Below are 18,884 nucleotides of genomic sequence, written 5' to 3'. Positions count from 1 at the left end.
CGTCCCCCTCAGCACTTTCCGGCGGCGCAGTTGTCGAAGTACCAGTTCATGCGTCTGATGTCGGCGGCCTGCGGCGGTCGCCGGTCGGCGTTCATGAGGTCGTTCGGCGTCGGCTCGGACAGGAACCAGCTCTTCGCCGGGGTCGGCCGGACATCGGTGACGGTCCGGCAGTCGGCGGCGGTGCGGCCCAGCGTCGGGGCGTCCGCCTGGCACTTGGCGAGGGTGTCGAACATGTTCGGGTTCGGCAGCGCCTCGAAGTAGCCGCCGTCGCAGCAGTACTCGTCGGCGAGGCCGAACGGCGCGTGCCCGGTCTCGTGCAGCACCGTGCCCAGCGACGTCGGCTCGGTGGAGAAGACACCCCCGTTGGCGCAGTCCCGGAAGGTGTCGCGGTGCAGGATGACGCCGGTGTCGGCCCAGCTGTAGTCCTTCGACCAGTTCGGCGGCCGGGTCAGCACGCAGTTGGTGTTGGCCGGGTTCGCCGGCGTCGGTGCGGCGACCCGGTCGGCGTCGCCGCGCTGGTCCGCCAGCCAGAAGTTGAACCGCTGCTGGTTGGCGAGGAAGAAGTCCTGGCCGTAGTAGGCGCCCTTGATGACGTCGGTCGCGTCGGCGAGGAACGCCGGGTCGGTCGCCGCGGTGTAGCTGTCGCTGTCGGCGATGAAGACGACGTCGACCCGGTTGGTGCGGGCACCGGTGAAGCTGACCGGGATCGCGGTGCCGTCGGCGGGCGCGCCGACCCTGGTCCGCCGCCAGCCGGTGAAGACCCGGTCGGCGCCGGCGTGGGCGGTGCAGCCGTACACGAGGTCACCGGCGGGCACGTCGGTGATGACGTAGCTGTCGGTGGTCTTGCCGGTGACGTGCAGGTCGGGTCCGGTCGGTTCGTTGACCCACACCTCCAGGTCGTCGGCGATCTTCTTGTGGTCGACCAGCGCCGGCCCCGGCGCGCCGGAGGACAGGTCGGCCATCGTGTCGCCCACCTGGACCGTGCCGTCGAGCGACTCGACGGTGATGGTCACGGTGTCGCCGGGCTGCGGCCACAGCGGGGTGTGGGTGCACCGCACGGCCAGCCCCGGCGTCGCCGCGGGCAGGTCGACCTCGATCCGGAACCGGATGTCGGCGTCGCCGTTGCCGGCGGAGGTGATCGGCCCGGCGCACACGCCGCTGACGTCGCCGGTGACGGCGCACGGCACCAGGTTGACCGTGAGGTCGAGCTCCGAACCGCTGGGCGAGATGTCGCAGACGTCGTCCTCGAAATTGAGGAAACCGTCCGACTCCGCCAGGGTGATCACCACCGGAACGGTGGCCGCCGTGTCGACGTCGACCGCCTTTTCCGCGGTCCAGTCCGGTGATATCTCGTCCTCACCGTCGATCGGGCCGAAATTGAAGTCCTGCCCGCCGATCGTGATCTTCGAATAGAAGTCCGAACCGGACAGGTTGTCGGTGCACCCCTGTTCCAGGACGTGTTCGATGACCACCCGCACCGTGACGGTGCTGGCCGCGCTCGCCGGTCTGGCCAGCATGAACTGCGTTCCGAGCACCATCGCCACACACGAGACGGCGGCGATGAATATCCGTCGTGGCGATCTGACATTGCCCATTCGTAGCCCCTTTCCTGCAACGACTCCGGCATGTGGCGCGAAGCGTAACCAGGGCATTACGTGGACGATGTCCAGGAAATGACGGTATCTGGGCGCGGCCGACGGAGTCCGCGCGCGTCACACGAACGTGTCGCCCGGAAAAGAAAAGCGTCCGAATTCAGCGGCCGGGGTCAGGCCGTCTTGCTGGTCCAGACGGCCTTCTTGGCCGCGGTGTAGAGCACGGCCGACCCGTCGTCCTGGACCAGCAGGTAGCCGGCGTCCTTGCCGTAGGTCTTGGTGCTCCACAGCGCCTTGCCCGCGGTGTCGTAGACGACGAGGTTGCCGTCGGGCTGCATCCGCGTCGACGCGCCGGGGTGCCCGCTGGTGCCGCTGCGCCACACCACGGTCTTGGCCGAGTTGCGCAGCACGAGGTTGCCGTCGGGCTGCTGCAGCAGCTCGAAGCCGCCCTTCGCCGCCGAGCGGGACTGTCCGGCGAGGAGGCGCTGGCCGGTGGTCAGCTTGCTGACGCCGTCGGTGGTCGTGGCCCAAAGGACCTTGCCGCCCGAGGTGAGGGCGAGGTTGCCGTCGGCGTTGAGCGTGGCCGTCACCGCGGTGGCGCCGTACGTGCCCGACGACCAGAGCGGCTGCTTGTCGGCGCCGTACACGACGAGGTTGCCGTCGTTCTGCATCTGCGCCGACCCGCCCGAGCGCCCACCCGTCTGCGCGCTCCAGACGACCTTCTTGTCGGCGCCCGCGACCACGAGGTTGCCGTCGGGCTGCTGGGTGAGCGTGAACCGGCCGTCGGGGGAGCGGCGCTGCTGCCCGGGGAGCAGCGCCTGGCCCGGATACAGCCGCCCCCGCTCGCCCTGGCTGGACCACAGCTCCTGCTTCCCGGCCTGCGACACCACGGCGTTGCCGTCGTCGCGCACCTCGAGCAGGGCACCCTTCCCGCCGGTGGCGGTGTGCCACAGGACGCCGCCGCTCTTACCGTAGACGACGAGGTCGCCGTCGCGGTTGAAGCTGGCGTACGCGCCCGGGTTCGACGGCGTCTGCGACGACCACTGCACCCGCTTCGCCTCGTCGGCGAGGACGAGGTTGCCGTCCGGCTGCTGCGTGAGCGTGAACCTGCCGTTGGGTGAGCGCAGCCCCTGCCCCGCGGCCAGCCTGAAGCCGGGCTTCAGCTGCGCGGGCGGCACCGAGGCGCTCGGCGCCAGCGGCACCCGCTCACCGTCGGGCGTCCCCGACGCCGTGCCGGCCTCGCTGCCCGCCCTGGACGGGTCCCCTTCCTGCGCCACGACCACCGGCGCGCCACCGCCACCACCGGACCCCGACAGTTTGACCGCGGCGACGGTGCCGACCGCGACGACCAGCGTGAGCCCGGCGGCGGCGAGGACCAGCCCGGTGCGCCCCCTTCTGCGCGGCGCCACCTCCCCGGCGAAGGCTTCCGGCGGCCCCTGTACCGGCGGTGCCCCCAGCCCCACGAGCGGCGGCCCGGCCTGCTGGACCGGTGGCGCCACGGCGGGCGGCAGGAGCGGCGGCCCGGCCTGCTGTACGGACGGCGGCACGGCCTGCTGTGCCGGTGGGGGAGCGGTGAACGGCACCTGCGGCCATGGTGGTGCCGGGACCGGCGGCGGCGTGACCAGCGGCAGCTCCGTCGTCGCGTCCTGCGCCACCGTGGCCTGCGCCACCGGCGATGGCATCGGCGGCCCGGACACCGGCAGCGGTGCGGCCTGGGGCATCGGCGGCCCGGACACCGGCAGCGGTGCGGCCTGGGGCATCGGCGGCACCGGCGGCCCGGACACCCGAGGAGCCGCGGACATCGGCAGCGGCGCGGCCTGCGGCATCGCCGGCGGGCCGGGCGGCACCACGATCGGACGTTCGGCGGTGCCCTCATCGGGATCCGTCAGGCTCCACACGTCGCCCGGCACCGGATCGCTCCCCGCCATGCCACCGTCCTCCCGATCCAGCACGGGCCGGGGCCGCACCCGGTGCGCCGCCCCCCGCAACACGCCACCGATCGAGAACCGTAACGCTTCGCCACCGCCCGCTCCACCCCGGAACCGCCCAGGGCCATCCCGCTGCCACCGCGGACCCGGCAGAACCCGCGCCGATGAACGGTGTCCCGCGGCGGTCACGGCGATTCTTGGGCCGCGGTTCGGCGGGATGTGGCTACGATGTCACATCGGCGTCAGATGATCCCTCACAATAGTTGAGTGTCGATATTTAGAGCTTCAGTGCGCAGAGTTGTCCTTATGGTGCTGGCGATGCTGGCGGTGCTGATCGGGCCGGTTCCGGAGGCGAGGGCGGCGGCCGACGGGTCCCTCGCCGTCAGCTCCGCGACGGTGGCGGTCGGGTCCGACGTGCGGTTCCAGTACGCGACGCCGCGGCCCCAGGCGAAGAACTGGGTCGGGCTGTACGCGGACCCCGGCAACGGTCCGGTGAGCGAGGCGTACGTCGGGCCGTCGCTGAAGTGGGTGTACACGCCGGACGGCAGCGGGTCGGGGGTCCTCGCGACCGGCGGGCTCACGCCGGGCAACTACGTCCTGTACTACCTCTCCAACGACGGGTACACGTGGCTCGCGCAGCCGGTCAAGCTCAAGCTGACCGCCGCGCTCCCGGGGACGCTCACCGTCGCCAACCCCACCGTCGCCGCGGGGTCGCCGGTGCAGGTGTCGTACACGACGACCAGTGCCAACGCGAAGAACTGGGTCGGGCTCTACCGCAACCCCGGCGACGGGCCGGCGAACCAGGTCTACGTGGGGCCGTCGCTGGCGTGGGCGTACACCCCGAACGCGAGCGGGTCCGCGACGCTGCCGACGACCGGGCTGACGCCGGGCGACTACATCGTCTACTACCTGTACAACGACGGGTACACGTGGCTGGCGCAGCCGTTCCCGATCCGGGTCACCGGCACCGGCGCGCCGCGGTTCCCGTCGAGCGCGTTCGCGCTGCGCAACGCGAAGGCCGGCGTCGCCTACACCGCGGCGGTCGGCGGTCTCGTCCAGGGCGGCACCGCCGGCCTGACCCTGACCAAGACCAGCGGCCCCGCGTGGGTGAGCGTCTCCGCCTCCGGTGTCGTCAGCGGCACGCCGACCGCGGCCGGCACGGTCACGATCGGCGTCCGGGCGACGTCGTCGACCGGCACCGCGGACGCCACGGTGACGGTCCGGGTGCAGTCCGGCGTGCTGGTGCCGCAGCTGCGCGCGCTGAGCTGGAACCTGTGGCACGGCGGCAGCTCCGTCACCGGCGGGTTCGAGAAGGAGCTCAAGTTCCTGCTCGACAGCGACGCCGACGTCGTCGGCCTCCAGGAGAACGACGGGGCCGCGCAGCGGCTCGCCGGCGCGCTGGGCTGGTCCTTCCACCAGGACGGCTCCGTCGCGGTGGTCAGCCGCTACCCGATCACCGCCACCGGCACGGCCATCGCGGGCAGGGCGGTCGCGGCGCGGATCGACCTCGGCGCGCGCTCGGTGCGGCTGTGGAGCGCGCACCTCGGGTACACGCCGTACGGCCCGTACGACGCCTGCTTCGGCCGGATGGGCGTCCAGCAGCTGCTGAACCAGGAGGCGGCGGCCGGGCGGACGGGCCAGATCAACACGATCGTCTCGGCGATGGGCCCCGACCTGGCGGCCGCGTCGAGCACGCCGGTGCTGCTGGTCGGCGACTTCAACGCCCCGTCGCACCTGGACTGGACGGCGTCGAACTCGCGCTGCGGCTACGGCGCGGTGCCCTGGCCGACGTCGACCGCCCCCGCGAACGCGGGCCTGACCGACTCCTACCGGCAGGCGCACCCGAACCCGGCGGCGTTCCCGGGCACGACCTGGTCGCCGGTGTTCAAGACGTTCACCGGCGGTTACGGGTACGACTCCCACGCCGGCGAGGCGGAGCCGCAGGATCGCATCGATTTCATTCACTACAAAGGCCCGCTGACCGTCGTCTCCTCCGACGCGCTCTGGGTCGGCGCCCCGTCGCAGTCCAATCCGTCGGCGAACGCCTGGCCGTCGGATCACGCCGCGGTCCTGACGGTCTTCCAGGTCGGTTGAGCGAGTTCCCGACACCGGAAGTGCACATTTCTGTGCACCGATACATCTGACGTTTCAGCAGTTCATTACCGCATTGTTTCGCATTCGTGGACAACTGGTGCACAGTGGTCAGTTGAACGCCATCAGTATGAATGAGGCTCATCCGAAAGTATGACGGTGAGGTGAATACAAGCCGATTTCGCGGTATTGACGGCCGCAAGTTTCGACACCATACTTCGATGCTTCACACCGCGTCATGGACGTGAATGGGGGGCATTGATGCGGACAGTTCAATTACCTGTGGATCGACATCATCCGTTCTTTTTTGACCACCCGGTGGATCATCTACCAGGCAATCTGCTCGTCGCCGGCCTGCTCGGGCTGGCCGGCGACGTCACCGGCGGCGGGCTGCGGCGGGCCGGCCGCCGGCTGCGGCTCGAGTTCGCGTTCCCGGCGTTCGGCGAGCTCGAAGAGGGCGTCGAGCTGCACTGCGGCGGGGCCGGTGACACGCTCGAGCTCACCGCCACCCAGTCGGTCGGCGGCACCACCCGGGACATCTGCCGCGGCACCGTCACCGTGCTGCCGGAGCCGGCCCTGCCGGAGGCCGCGCCGCCGCCGCTGCCCCCACCACTGCCCCCACCGCTGCCCGCGGCCGGGCCGGCCGGCGGGTCCGGCCGCGGCGGGACGGCGACGCTCACGGCACCCGCCGAACGGACGCTCGCCACCCCGGCCGACCCGAGGCTCGTGCACCGGGCCGACCTGAGCACCGTCATGCTGGGCGCGCCCACCGAGACGCCGGACGGCGGGTTCACGTGCGCCGTGCTGCGCTGCCGGAGCCTCGCCCCGCCCGGCGACCTGCGGGACCCGATCGAGGTGATCGAGGCGGCCCGCCAGCTCGTGCTCATGCTCGGCCACATCGCCAACGGTCACGCGTTCGACACCCACGTCGTCTGGATCGACCTGGCCGCCGACATCCCGGCCGCCCCGCCCGCCGGCCTGCCGCTGCACGTGAGCTGGCGCCGGCCGCCGGGGAAGCCCCGGCCGCGGACCGCGTTCGACATGGGCCTGCACGCCGGGACGGCCGACCTCGGCACCATCCGGCTCGTCACCCACACGATGTCGCCCGCGGCCTACCGGAAGGTGCGGGCCGCGTGAGGTTCGACGAACTGTGGCTGGCGAGCGTCGGCACCTACCTCCCGCCCGTCCTCACGGTCGCCGAGGCGGCCCGGCAGGGCTGGTGCGGCGCCGAGCAGGACGGCTGGACCGGGGTCGCGGTCGCGGGCGACATCGCGCCCGCCGACCTGGCCGTGCGCGCCGCCCGCACCGCGATGGACCGCTCCGGCATCGATCCGGCCCTGGTGGGGCTGCTGCTGCACGTGACGTCGGCGCCGCAGGGCCCCAACGGCTGGTGCCCGCAGCACTACATCGAGCACCGCGTCGTCGGTCACGGCGCGCCCGCGATCGAGCTGCGGCAGGGCAGCGCCGGCATGCTCAACGCGTTCGACCTCGCCGCCGGGCATTTGGCCCGCCCTGGTCCGGGCGCGGTGCTGGTCACCAACGGCGACAACTTCGGGGTCGAGCCGGCCACCGGATACGACCCGGCGGTGCGCTGGCGGTACGCGACGAACGCCGGCACCAACCGCGGCTCGATCCTCGGCGACGCCGGCACCGCCGCGGTGCTGAGCAACCGGGGCGGGTTCGCGCGGGTGCGCAGCATCGTCAACCGCTCGCTGTCGGACCTGGAGGAGATGTACCGCGGCGACGAGCGCATCTTCCCGCCGCCGGTCGCCGCCGACGGGCCGGTCCGGCTCGGCAACCGGTTCGCCGCGTACGACGCGAAGAGCCCGGGACGGCTCGCGACCGCGCTGCGCCGGCTCCGCGCCGCCCGGACCGGGACCGCGGAGGAGGCCCTCGCCGACGCCGGCGTCGCCGCCGCCGACGTGACCCGCGTGCTGCACGTGTTCGCCGGTGACGAGCGCTACGTCAAGCACGTGCTCAAGCCGCTGGGCATCGACCACACCCGCGGCGTGCTGGAGTTCGGCCGCAACCTCGGGCACCTCGGCTCCGGCGACCAGGTCGCCGCCCTGGAGCACCTGGTGCTCACCGGCCAGCTGGAGCCCGGCGACCGGGTCCTGGTCATGGCCAACGGCACCGGCATCGCGGTCGGCGCCGCCGTCCTGGAGATCCTGCACCGACCGGAGTGGACCGCATGAGAGCCGCACCCTGGATCATCTTCGTCACCGCCTTCGGGTTGCTCGCCGGCGGCGCGTACACGCACCGCGACGACCCGGCCGCGCTCGTCGTCGCCGGCCTGTACGCGCTGTGGCTGCTCGTCGAGGCCCCGATCGCGCTGCGGGCCACCAGCGCGCCGCAGGACGCGTGGACGATCGTGCCGTACGGTGCGGCCCGGCTCGCCACCATCGGCTGCTGCCTGCTGGTGCCGGGGGAGCGCCCCGCCTGGTTCTGGGCGTCGGCCGCGCTGTTCGTCGTCGGCGTCGTCCTGCGCGAGACCGCGATCCGCACCCTGGGCCGGTTCTACTCCCACCACGTGGTGCGCCGCAGCGACCAGGTCGCCGTCACCCACGGGCCGTACCGCCTGGTGCGGCACCCCGCGTACGCCGGCATGATCCTGGCCCACCTCGGGCTCGTCGGCTGCTTCCCGGGCCCCGCCGGGGTCGTGGCGCTCTGCGCGCTCGTCGCGTCGATCGTGTGGCGGCTGCGGGTCGAGGAGCAGGTGCTGTGGGACATGCCCGGCTACCGCGACTACGCCGTGGGCCGCAAGCGCCTCGTCCCGGGCGTCTGGTGATGGACCCTGTGATGGGCCCGGCCGGCACCACCGGGATGAGCGCGGCCGAGGTGCTCACCACCACCCGGTCGGTGCGGCACCGGCTCGACCTGACCCGCCCCGTCGACCTCGCCGACGTCCGCGCCTGCCTGGAGGTGGCCCTGCAGGCGCCGACCGGGGCGGGCCGCCAGCACTGGCGGTGGCTGGTCGTCACCGACCCGGTGCTGCGTTCCTCGATCGGCAAGGTGTACCGGGCGGCCTTCGAGCAGCGGTACCCGCCGGGCGCCACCGGCACGGGCGTCCCGCCCCGGACCCTCGCCAGCGCCCGGCACCTCGCCGAGCACCTCGGGCAGGTCCCCGTCCTGGTCGTGCCGTGCCTGGAGGTCCGCCGCGGGCTCGGCACCGGCAACCAGGCCGGCATCTGGGGCTCGCTGCTGCCGGCCGCGTGGAGCTACATGCTCGCCGCCCGCGCCCGCGGCCTCGCCACCGCCTGGACCACCACCCACCTGGACCGGGAGGAGGAGGTCGCCGCGCTGCTGCGGCTGCCCGGCCACGTCCGGCAGGGCGCGCTGATCCCGACCGCGCACCCGGTCGGCGGCGGCTTCCGCCCGGCCCGGCGCGCCCCGCTGGACAGTGTCATCCACATCGACGGCTGGAACGAGACATGACGATCACCACCGGCGCGGACGTCGCCGACCCGGCGCTCGTCGGGCACAAGTTCGCCCGCCTGCACCGGATGCGGGCCGCCGGGTTCCCGGTGCCGGACCTGGTCACCGTCCCGGCGACCGCGTTCGACGCGGCGTGGCAGGACGTCCAGGACAGCGGAGGCGCTGCAGGAGACTCGGGGGGAGACCCCGAGGACCCGCAGCGGTGGGCGAGGGCGGCCGCCGCCCTGCGCGCCGCCCCGGTCCCGGACGGCATCCTCGCCGAGGTCCGCGACCGGTTCGGCCCGGACGCGCTGTTCGCCGTCCGGGCCTGCGCCGTCGCGTCCACTGTGGACGGTGACGACGGCGAGGACGGCGCCGACCCGTTCGCGGGGATGAGCGACAGCTTCCTCTATGTGCCCGCCGACCGGGTCGCGGACCGGATCGCGGCCTGCTGGGCGTCGGCGTTCACCGCCCGGGCCGTCGCCTACCGGCGGCACCGCGGCCTCGACCCGGCCCGGACCCGGATCGCGGTCGGCGTGCAGCTGATGGTGCCCGGCACCCGCTCGTTCGTGGCGTTCACCCGCGACCCCCGCGACGGCGCCCGGCGCACCGTCATCGCCGCCGCGCACGGCATCGGCGAGGGCGTCGTGCAGGAGAAGGCCGACGTCGACCACTTCCACGTCACCGGCACCACCGTGACCGCCGACCTGGTCCGCAAGGAGCGCATGGTCGGCCCGCCGGACGCCACCGGCGAGCTCGCGCTGCTGCCCGTGCCGGCGGACCTCGCCGACGCGCCGGTGCTCGACGACCGCACCGCCCGCGCCGTCGCCGCCCTCGCCGCCCGGGCCGAGGCGTTCTTCGGCGGACCGCAGGACGTCGAGGGCACCATCACCGCCGACGGCACCATGCACCTGGTGCAGGCCCGGCCGATGGTGATGCCCGCGGGGCCGCCGGTGTACTGGGCCAACCACAACATCACCGAGAGCTACCCGGGCGTCTCCGGCGCGCTCACCTTCTCGCAGGCGCAGGAGTTCTACCGGCGCGCGTTCGGCGACCTGTACCACCGCATGGGCGTGCCGGCCCGCACCGTCGAGGCGAACCGGCACCACCTGGAGCAGCTCGTCGCGCACCTGGACGGGCGGGTCTACTACCGGCTCGGCGCCTGGCACGCCCTGCACGGCCAGATGCCGGTGTTCGACCTCGTCCGCGACGTGTGGCAGGACGGCATGGGGGTCGCCGGCGAGGCGCGCCCGGCCGTCACCCGCCCCCGCTGGCGGGCGTGGCTCGCGCTGCCCGGCACGCTCCTGCGGGCCACCCGCCACCCCCGCCGGGCCAGGGAGTTCCTGCGCTGGTGGGACGGCGTGATGGCGGACGCCGGCGACCTGTCCGGGCGGAGCCCGCACCAGCTCGTCGCCGCCTACCGGGAGCTGTGGGCGGCGATGAGCGTCCGCTGGGGCGTCACGCTCACCAACTCCATCTACGGGCTGCTCGCCGTGAAGGCCCTGATGCGCCTGCTCGACCGGTGGGCCGGCGGCGCGAAGGGCCTGCTCACCGGCCTGCTGACCGGCGGCCCCGCCAACCGGTCGCTGCGGTCGGTCCGCGCCGCCGTCGCCCTCGCCGAGCTCGTCGCCGCCGACCCGGACCTGCGCGCGGCCGTCGAGTCCGGGGAGCGCCCCCGCGAGGTGTGGCGCGCCATCAGCACCGGCGGGCACGGCACGCCCCTCGCCGAGGCGGCCGCCGACTATCTGCGCCGCTACGGGGACCGCGCGCTGCACGACCTCAAGCTCGAGCAGCCGACCCCGCGCCAGCAGCCGTGGACGCTGCTGGAGGTGCTCCGCCCGTACATCAGCCAGCACCGCACGGTCGAGGGCCTGATCCAGGCGGAGGAGCGGGCCACCCGCCAGGCCGCCGAGGAGCTCGCCGCGCGCTGCCCCGGCCGGCTGCGCCGCACCGTCCTGCGCACCCTGGCGCGCTACGTGCGCTACACCGCCCGGGTCCGTGAGGACACCCGGTTCTGCCGCACGCAGCTGTACGGGCTGTCCCGCGACATCCTGTGGCGGCTCGGCGCCGACCTGCACGCCACCGGCCACCTCGACGACCCGCTCGACATCCGCGACCTCACCGTCGCCGAGGTCCTCGGCGCCTACGACGGCACGCTGCCGTGCGCCGCGCTGCGCGACCTCGCCGCCGCCCGCCGCCGTGCACGGCTCCTCGCCGAGGCCCGCCCCGGCCGGCCCGGCCTCCTGCGCACCCCGGCCACCGGCCCCCTCGCCGACGTGCTGCCGGGCGCCGTGGAGGTGACCGCCGCGCCCGCCGCCGGCGACACCGGGGTCCTGACCGGGCTCGGCTCCGCGCCCGGCGTCGTGCGCGCCCCGGCCCGCCTCGTCCTCGACCCGTCCGTGCCGCCGGAGACGTGCCGCGACGCGATCCTCGTCGCCCGCGAGACCGACCCCGGCTGGCTGTTCCTGATGATGGCGGCGAAGGGACTCGTCGTGGAGCGCGGCACGCTGCTGTCGCACACCGCGATCACCGGGCGGCTGCTCGGCGTCCCGACGGTCGTCGCCGTGCCGGGCGCCACCGGCCGCATCCCCGACGGCGCGCTGATCGAGCTCGACGGCACCGCCGGCACCGTCCGGATCATCGCCGAGGCGTCATGACGCGGTTCCCCTTCGAGAGCCGCCCCGGCGTCGCCCTCGACCCCGAGCAGGCGGCGCTGTTCCGCCGCGCCGCCCTCGTGCCGGTCCGCATCCGCGGCAACCATCCGGCGCTGCTCGTCACCGGCCACGCCGACGTGCGCACGGTGCTGTCGGACCCGCGGTTCAGCCGGCAGCAGTGGCACGGCGGCACCATGTTCGCCCGCAGCCCCGACACCCTCGCCCTGGCCACCACCGACCCGCCGCTGCACACCCGCCGCCGCCGGACCGTGCAGGCGGCGTTCACCCACCGGGCCGCGGAGGCCGACCGGCCGTGGATCGAGCGGCTCGCCGAGGACCTGCTCGACGAGGCCGCCGCGAAGCCCGGACCGGTCGACCTGGTCGCCGCGTACCTGCGGCCGCTGCCCTACCTGGTGATCGCCCGCATCATGGGCACGCCGGCCGGCGACGTCGACCAGCTGGTCGCGTGGACCGACGTGATGATGTCCGCGGGCCGGTGCGAGCCGGACGAGGTCACCGCCGCGACGGCCGCCATGCACGGCTACTTCCGGGAGCGGCTCGGCACCGGAGGCCGCCGGGAGGGCGCGACTGGGGCTGTCGGGCTCTTGAGTTCGCTCGCGCCGGCGCTCAGCGAGCAGGAGATCGTCGTCATGGCGGCCGGGCTCGTCATGGCGGGCGGGGACGCCACCGCGAGCCACCTGAGCAGCTGCGTACACCACCTGCTGCACGACGACGAGCTCCGCGGGACGCTGGTCGAGCGGCCCGAGCTGATCCCCGCGGCGGTGGAGGAGCTGCTGCGCTGGGTGTGGTTCGCCGGCACCGGCGGGCAGCCGCACGTCCTGCTCGCCGACGCGGAGCTCGCGGGGGTGCCGCTGCCCGCCGGGCAGGTCGTCGTCCCGCTCACCGACGCGGCCAACCGCGACCCGGCGGTCTTCCCGGACCCGGACGAGTTCCGCCTCGACCGGCCCGCCAACCCGCACCTGGGCTTCGGCCACGGCCGGCACATGTGCGTCGGCGCCCCGCACGCCAGGGTCCAGCTGCGCACCGCGATCGGCGCGCTGCTGCGCCGCTTCCCGGACCTGCGCCCCGCATCCGAGGGCGCCGACGAGTGGCGGGACAAGATGTTCCTGCGCGGCCTGTGGCGCCTGCCGGCGCACCTGGGCTCGCCGGTGCGGCCGTGAGGGCGTTCATCCGCGGCAGCTACCCGCCGGTGCCGTCGATCCTGTTCGCGGTCTGCTGGGCCTACGGCGTCACCGGCCTCTTCGCCCTCACCGGCCCGCCCGCCGGCCCCTGGCGGCCGGGGCTCGGCACCGCCGTCGCGGCGCTCACCATCGCCCTCGACATGCTGCTCATGCGCATCGTCGACGACATCCGCGACCTGCCCTACGACCGCGTGCACAACCCGGGCCGCCCGCTCGCCGCCGGCGTCGTCACCCGGTCGTCGTTGCTGCGCTGGTACGGCGCGATCGGCGCGCTCCTGGTGCTGCTGAACCTGTTCGACCGCTGGGCGGCGCTCGTCATCGCGGTCCAGCTGGCCTACGCGCTGCTGTTGCTGCTGCCCGGCCCCGACCCGGGGCGGCTGGTGCTGACGCTGCTGCTGAGCAGCCCCGTGCAGCTGCTGCTGCACCTGTACCTGTACACCCTCCACCTCCGCGCGACGGGCGGCGGCTTCGGCCCGTCGTTCTGGCCGGCGCTCGCCGTGGTCGTCCTGGCGACGCTGCACCTGGAGGTGGCCAAGAAGATCACCCGGTCGCCGCGCCCCGGCGAGCGCACGTACGTGACCACGTTCGGCCTGCCCGCGACGGTCGCGGTCGCCGTGCTGAGCCCGGTGGCCGCCACCGTCGTCCTGGTGCTGGCGGCACCGTCCGCGTGGGTGGTCCTGGCGCTGCCGCCGCTGGCCCTGCCGGCCCTCGCGTGGTGGCGGTTCCGCCGCGCGGACCGCTGGGACGCCCGCCTCGCCTTCTTCTATCTGCTGGCCTCGTTCGTCTCGTGGGCCGTGACCGCTGCTGCAGGGGGTACATCATGACGACGGACGTCACCGAGGTGGTCGGCGCGGTGCACGAGGACCTGGCCGCGCTGCTGGCGCGGCTGCGGGCCGGCGGCGACGTCGCCGACGAGGCCATGGCCGGGTTCCTCGGCGGCTTCCTGGACCGGCTGGCCGCGCGCGGCTCGACCGGCGCGGTGGACGTGATGATCCGGCTGCCGCTGCTCGTCCACGCCGCCGAGAGCGGCGACCCGGGCGGTGGCAGGCCGGCGGCGGTCGTCCACGTGCTCTGGTGGGCCGCCGCCCGCTACCTCGACGACCTCGCCGACGGGGGCCCCTTCGACCCGGCGCGGTGCAACGCGGACATCCTGGCCGCGCTGGGCGTCGGCAGCCACCTGCCGGCCAGGCTGCTGCGGGAGGCCCGCGTGCCGGACGCCACGAAGGTCGCGGCGCAGGCCGAGCTGTCCCGCGGCTGGCTCGACGGCATCAGCGGCCAGCTGCTGGACCTCGCCGCCCGGCCGGCCACCGCCACGACAGCGTCGGTCCTCGCCAGCTACGAGGGCAAGACCGGCGCGCCCTACGCCATGGCCACCGCGGCGGCGGCCTGCCTGGCCGGCGCCGACCCGGGCCGGGTCGACCGCTGGCGCGACGTCGGCCGCCGGTTCGGGGTCCTCCGCCAGCTCACCAACGACCAGCGCGACCTGGTCACCGGCCGGGACGAGGACCTCCGCAACGGCGCCGCCACCTTCCTCGTGATGCTGCTGCTGGACGGCGTACCGGCGGCGCAGCGCCCCGGACTGCTGGCCCTGCACGCGGCGGCGGCGACGTCGGCGGACGCCCGGGCCGAGTTCAAGGCGCTGCTGACCGGCCCGGAGCACCTGCGCGCCTACCACGGCCGGGTCGACGCGATGGTCGCCGAGGTGCACGGGGCGCTGCACGCCCTCGGCGGCACGCCACCGTACACCTCGGCCCTGCACACGCTCGTCGACGACGCGATGCTGGCGTTCCCGCTGCCGGTCCCCGTCGCCTAGCGTCCGCTCACAGCGTGGTCTCGCCGGTGAGGCCGAAGAAGTCGTGCCACTTCACGCCGCCGGCGAACGACGTGCCGGTGGACAGGCCCACGTAGACGTCGTTCGTGGTGCCCTTCGTGAAGACGATGATGTCGTCCAGCTCGTCGCCGTTGAAGTCGCCCAGGTACGGGAACTCGCCGGGCAGGCAGAAGAAGTCGTTCCACTTGACGGTCGTGCCGGCGAAGCTCGTGCCGGTGGAGACCGCGGCGTAGACGTCGGCGTCGGCGTTGCAGGTGAAGGTGACGATGTCGGCCAACTCGTCCCCGTTGATGTCGCCGACCCGCGGCTGCTCCGCGCCGACGGCGAACAGGTCGTGCCACTTCTGCGGCGCGCCGAACGACGTGCCGTTGGACAGCGCCACGATCACGTCCGAGGCGCTCGCCGGGCCCTGGGTGAAGGTGATGATGTCGGCCTTGCCGTCGCCGTCGACGTCACCCACGGCCGGGTGCTCGCCGGGGATCGAGAAGTACTCGTGCCACTTCACGCCCGGCCCGAAGCCGGTGCCGGTCGACAGCGCCACGTACACGTCGCCGGCCGCGTCGTGCGTGAACGTGACGATGTCATCCCTGCCGTCGCCGTTGACGTCGCCCACCGCCGGCACCTCGGCGCTCGGCGCGAACCAGTCGTGCCACTTCGCCGCGCCCGCGAAGGCCGTGCCGGTGGACAGTGCCACGTACACGTCGCCGAGCGAGCCGCCGGTGAACGTGACGACGTCGGCCTTGCCGTCGCCGTCGAAGTCGCCGGTCAGCAGGGTCTCGCCGGTCAGGCCGAAGAAGTCGTGCCACTTCACCGACGTGCCGCTGAAGGACGTGCCGGTCGAGGTCGCGGCGTACACGTCGTTGAGCGTGCCCCGGGTGAACGTGACGATGTCGTCCAGCTCGTCACCGTTGAAGTCGGTCGGCGACCTGGCCAGGTAGCGGTCGCCCGGGCCCGAGCCCTGCCCGCAGTTGTCGCTGACCAGGAACTTCTGGTTGTACTGCCCCGGGTACGGCGCGAGCGAGGCGCCGTTGATCGAGATGACCTGCCCGACGCCGTTGAACAGCTGCTCGTAGTGCAGGTGCGGGCCGGACGAGTTGCCGGTGCTGCCGGTGATGCCGATCTGCTGGCCCTGCTGCACGTACGCGCCGTCGGGCACCGAGTAGGCGCTCAGGTGGAAGTGGTACGTCGTCCAGCCGCCGCCGTGGTCGATGGAGATGTAGTTGCCGGCGCCGCCGGGCTGCGACAGCCGGTGCGCGACCCCGGCCGCCGTCGCGACCTGCGGCGTGCCGTTGGTGGTGCCGTCGGTGCGCACGAAGTCGAGCGCCTGGCGCACCTCGGCGCTGTGGTGGTCGTAGGTCCAGCGCTGACCGCAGGGGAACGGCGCCTTGAACAGCGGCGCCGCCGACGCAGGTGAGGCATCGACCAGCACGAAGGTGAGCAGGGCGGCGGCGAGCGCGGCTCGCTGGACACGGGACATACGGGGTCTCCTGACGGCCGGTCCGGCATCGGTTGATGTCGATAGCTTGCCAGGCGTGGGGAATTCCCGTAAAGAACTTGCAGTAATCGATTTCTCGGATACGTGGCCCGGTCGGCTCAGGTGCGGTGTCCGGGTGCGGCGCCCGCGGCGCGCCGGTGGGTGGCGGCGATCAGGACGTCGACCAGCCGCACCAGGTCCGCGGCGCCGGCCGGGTCGTCGGCGCGGCGGGTGATCCGCAGCAGCGGTGCGGCCAGGTCCAGCGTGACCTGTCCGCGGTGCAGGACGTGGTACAGGCAGAGCATGGCCGCCCTGGCGTTGCCGTCCTCGAACGGGTGGAAGAACGCCACGTCGAGGTAGACGCGGGCGGCGCGGGCCGACAGCGGCACCGACGGGTCCGCCGCGTCGGCGAGGCAGGCCCGGAAGCGGGGTTCGGTGTCGGCGTGCAGCCCGTAGCGGTCCCGGCCCCGCTTCGCGTGGGCGGTGCCCGTCCGGAAGCGGGCTGTGTCCGTCCCGCCGCCCGTCCCGTTGTCCGCCTCGCTGCCCGTCCCGTCGCCCGTCCCGCTGTCGGTCCCGCTGTCCGTCGCGTTGTCCGCCTCGCTGTCCGTCCTGCTGTCCGTCGCGTTGTCCGTCCTGCTGTCCGTCGCGCTGTCCGTCCTGCTGTTCGTCCCGCCGAGGACCACGGCCTGCCAGCCGGCGAGGACCTCGAGGGACAGTTCGGTGGCGGTCCGGGCCCGGTGCAGCGCGTCGAGCAGGCGCCGCGCCCGGTGCGGGTCGCGGTGCGCCACGGTCGTGCGGACGTGGTCGGCGACGCCGTCGCGGGCGCCCCGGACCGGGCCGGGGAACGGCCGCGCCACCTCGGCCCAGCGCACCTCCTCGCGGACGCGGATCCAGTCCAGCAGATGGTCACGCATCGCCGCGGCCGACGACCCCGGCGGCGAGCCGTCCGGCGACGTCCGTGACCAGGTCGCCGGCCGGCTCGCACCAGCTTTCGAACCGGCCGTCGATCGCCTCGCCGACGAGCGTCGCGCGCGGCGCCTCCGGTACCCCGGCGGCCGCCAGGAACCAGTGCAGCACCTGGCCGCAGAGCTCATACCACGCGTCCTCGGCGCCGGTGCTGTCCACCACGACCGTCACCAGCTGCGCCACCGCCCGCTCCCACGCCGCGAGGGCCGCCTCCCGGCCGGTGGGCAGCGGCAGGAACCCGTCGAAGCGCGCGGCGAGGTCCTCCAGCCAGGCCCGCCACTCCAGCAGCGCCGCCGCGACCACGGCCAGTGTCGCGTCCGGCGTGGTCATCGAGTCGCGCGGGCAGCACCACGCGTGCACCGGCCCGCCGCCGTAGTCGCCCTCGCCGGAGGACCACCGCCAGCCGGACGCCCACGGCCCGTAGTGCTCGACGAGGGCGGCGCTCATCGCGTCGCACCACCGCCGCCCCTCCCCGTGCCCCCAGCCGATGACGGCGGGGTCGGCGGCGTGCCCGGCCCGGCGGGACGGCACCTCGGCGGCGGGCGGCAGCCCACGGATCACCGCGGGCGCCGCCTCCCGGTCGAACGGGTGCCGGGCGGGGTCGACCTCCGGCCACGACAACGTCCACGGATACACGCGTCCAGTATGGTGCCGCCTTCCGCGGCGGCCGTGGCCGGCCGTCACGGAAACAGCGGCGCGAGTCCGTCCAGGAGACGCTGGAGGCCGAACTCGAACAGCTCGGTGTCGTCGGGGTCCTGACCGGCGTCCATCGCGATCCCGCGCACGACGTCGGCGGCGGTCGCGGCGACCCGCGACGCGGTCTCCGCCGGCAGGCCCTGGCCCGTCATCGCGTGCGCCGCCCACTCGATGTGCGCGACGACGTGCTCGCTGAGCGGCGACGGCTCGAACGACACGATCCTGGCGAGCCAGGGGTGGCGGCGGTACATCTGCCACTGCGTGCGGCACACCAGCTCGAGCTGCGCCCGCCAGTCGCCGGCGGGCGCCTGCGGGAGGGGGTGCCCGGCGAAGATCGCGTCGGCCATCATGGTCTCGAGGCGGGCCCGGCTGCCGACGTGCTTGTGCGGCGTCATGGTGGTCACGCCGAGCCGCTCCCCGATGCGCCGCATGGAGGCGGCCGCGAGGCCGTCGGCGTCGGCCAGCTCGATCGCGGTGCGGACCACCCGCGCCCGGGCCTGCGTCCCCGGCGGCGGCGGGGGTTGCCACGCCGCCGCGATGCCCGCGGCGGGCTCGGTCACCAGCAGCCCGTGGATGCCGGGCACCTTCTCGACGAGGCGCTCGTCCCGCATCTGCCGCAGCGCCTTGAAGGCGATGTGCATCGAGACGTCCCACTCGCTCATGAGGTCCTTGAACGACACCACCGTGTGCGGCGGCAGCTCGCCCGTGGCGATCCGCTGGCGCAACAGCGCGGCGATGTCCGTCGCCATCAGCGCCACTGCCGCCTCCTGCCGTGTGTTGTGGCCCAACTCTAGCCGCGCCGCCGTTTCCCGTCGTCGCCTATGGCACCAGGCGCGCGAAGCCGTCGAGCAGCCGCTCCAGCCCGAACTCGAACAGCGCGGTGTCCCGCTCCACGCCCGCTACGGGCTCCCGGCGCCGCGGTACTCCTGGCTGCGGCTTTCCGTGCTGCGCCTCGTCGTGCTGCGCCTCGTCGTGCTGCGCCTCGTCGTGCTGCGCCTCGTCGTGCTGCGCCTCGTCGTGCTGCGCCTCGTCGTGC

At 74.1% G+C, this 18,884-nt stretch carries 16 protein-coding genes; 9 read left to right on the top strand and 7 right to left on the bottom strand.

Annotation, left to right across the window (positions count from 1 at the left end; genetic code table 11):
* Positions 1-8 precede the first annotated feature (8 nt).
* Both AB0I21_RS04335 and AB0I21_RS04330 read right to left on the bottom strand, forming a co-directional pair.
* Entirely contained in the window at positions 9-1,538 is a 1,530-nt protein-coding gene (locus AB0I21_RS04335) for a hypothetical protein (protein WP_360559017.1), read from the bottom strand.
* A gap of 227 nt (positions 1,539-1,765) precedes the next feature.
* Positions 1,766-3,520, bottom strand: coding sequence for a hypothetical protein (locus AB0I21_RS04330; protein ID WP_360559015.1), 1,755 nt, complete (start codon positions 3,518-3,520; stop codon positions 1,766-1,768).
* Positions 3,521-3,838: 318 nt separating this feature from the next.
* Here AB0I21_RS04330 and AB0I21_RS04325 point away from each other — a divergent pair, with 318 nt between their 5' ends.
* From AB0I21_RS04325 to AB0I21_RS04285, 9 genes are all read left to right on the top strand, one after another.
* A complete protein-coding gene (locus AB0I21_RS04325) occupies positions 3,839-5,614 on the top strand; it encodes an endonuclease/exonuclease/phosphatase family protein (protein WP_360559013.1) in 1,776 nt (591 codons plus the stop codon).
* 315 nt (positions 5,615-5,929) lie between these two features.
* Positions 5,930-6,748, top strand: coding sequence for an AfsA-related hotdog domain-containing protein (locus AB0I21_RS04320; RefSeq protein WP_360559011.1), 819 nt, complete (start codon positions 5,930-5,932; stop codon positions 6,746-6,748).
* Entirely contained in the window at positions 6,745-7,806 is a 1,062-nt protein-coding gene (locus AB0I21_RS04315; RefSeq protein ID WP_360559010.1) for a ketoacyl-ACP synthase III family protein, read from the top strand. Before AB0I21_RS04320 ends, AB0I21_RS04315 begins: the two co-directional genes overlap by 4 nt.
* Entirely contained in the window at positions 7,803-8,399 is a 597-nt protein-coding gene (locus AB0I21_RS04310; RefSeq protein ID WP_360559008.1) for an isoprenylcysteine carboxylmethyltransferase family protein, read from the top strand. The genes AB0I21_RS04315 and AB0I21_RS04310 overlap by 4 nt, the downstream gene beginning before the upstream one ends.
* On the top strand, positions 8,399-9,046 hold the full coding sequence (locus AB0I21_RS04305) for a nitroreductase family protein (RefSeq protein WP_360559006.1): 648 nt from the start codon (positions 8,399-8,401) through the stop codon (positions 9,044-9,046). Before AB0I21_RS04310 ends, AB0I21_RS04305 begins: the two co-directional genes overlap by 1 nt.
* Positions 9,043-11,682, top strand: coding sequence for a PEP/pyruvate-binding domain-containing protein (locus AB0I21_RS04300; RefSeq protein WP_360559004.1), 2,640 nt, complete (start codon positions 9,043-9,045; stop codon positions 11,680-11,682). Before AB0I21_RS04305 ends, AB0I21_RS04300 begins: the two co-directional genes overlap by 4 nt.
* A complete protein-coding gene (locus AB0I21_RS04295; protein WP_360559002.1) occupies positions 11,679-12,860 on the top strand; it encodes a cytochrome P450 in 1,182 nt (393 codons plus the stop codon). Before AB0I21_RS04300 ends, AB0I21_RS04295 begins: the two co-directional genes overlap by 4 nt.
* On the top strand, positions 12,857-13,705 hold the full coding sequence (locus tag AB0I21_RS04290) for a hypothetical protein (protein WP_360559000.1): 849 nt from the start codon (positions 12,857-12,859) through the stop codon (positions 13,703-13,705). Before AB0I21_RS04295 ends, AB0I21_RS04290 begins: the two co-directional genes overlap by 4 nt.
* A complete protein-coding gene (locus AB0I21_RS04285; protein ID WP_360558998.1) occupies positions 13,702-14,694 on the top strand; it encodes a class 1 isoprenoid biosynthesis enzyme in 993 nt (330 codons plus the stop codon). The genes AB0I21_RS04290 and AB0I21_RS04285 overlap by 4 nt, the downstream gene beginning before the upstream one ends.
* 7 nt (positions 14,695-14,701) lie before the next feature.
* Here the strand turns inward: AB0I21_RS04285 and AB0I21_RS04280 are convergent, their stop codons facing one another.
* From AB0I21_RS04280 to AB0I21_RS04260, 5 genes are all read right to left on the bottom strand, one after another.
* Positions 14,702-16,189: a VCBS repeat domain-containing M23 family metallopeptidase gene (locus tag AB0I21_RS04280; protein WP_360558996.1), complete on the bottom strand. Its 1,488-nt coding sequence runs from the start codon at positions 16,187-16,189 to the stop codon at positions 14,702-14,704.
* A 116-nt stretch (positions 16,190-16,305) separates the two neighbouring features.
* Entirely contained in the window at positions 16,306-17,100 is a 795-nt protein-coding gene (locus AB0I21_RS04275; RefSeq protein ID WP_360558994.1) for a Fic family protein, read from the bottom strand.
* Positions 17,093-17,788, bottom strand: coding sequence for a hypothetical protein (locus AB0I21_RS04270; protein ID WP_360558992.1), 696 nt, complete (start codon positions 17,786-17,788; stop codon positions 17,093-17,095). Before AB0I21_RS04270 ends, AB0I21_RS04275 begins: the two co-directional genes overlap by 8 nt.
* A gap of 44 nt (positions 17,789-17,832) precedes the next feature.
* Complete coding sequence (locus AB0I21_RS04265; RefSeq protein ID WP_360558990.1) at positions 17,833-18,597, bottom strand: TetR/AcrR family transcriptional regulator C-terminal domain-containing protein; 765 nt, start codon at positions 18,595-18,597, stop codon at positions 17,833-17,835.
* A 70-nt stretch (positions 18,598-18,667) separates the two neighbouring features.
* Positions 18,668-18,884: hypothetical protein (locus AB0I21_RS04260; protein WP_360558988.1), on the bottom strand; the 217-nt coding region annotated here is incomplete at its 5' end.

The organism is Dactylosporangium sp. NPDC050588, from assembly GCF_040654975.1.
GTDB classification, from domain to species: domain Bacteria; phylum Actinomycetota; class Actinomycetes; order Mycobacteriales; family Micromonosporaceae; genus Dactylosporangium; species Dactylosporangium maewongense.
Note: the sequence above shows the minus strand (reverse complement) of the source record. Positions and strands in the feature narration are given on the sequence as shown.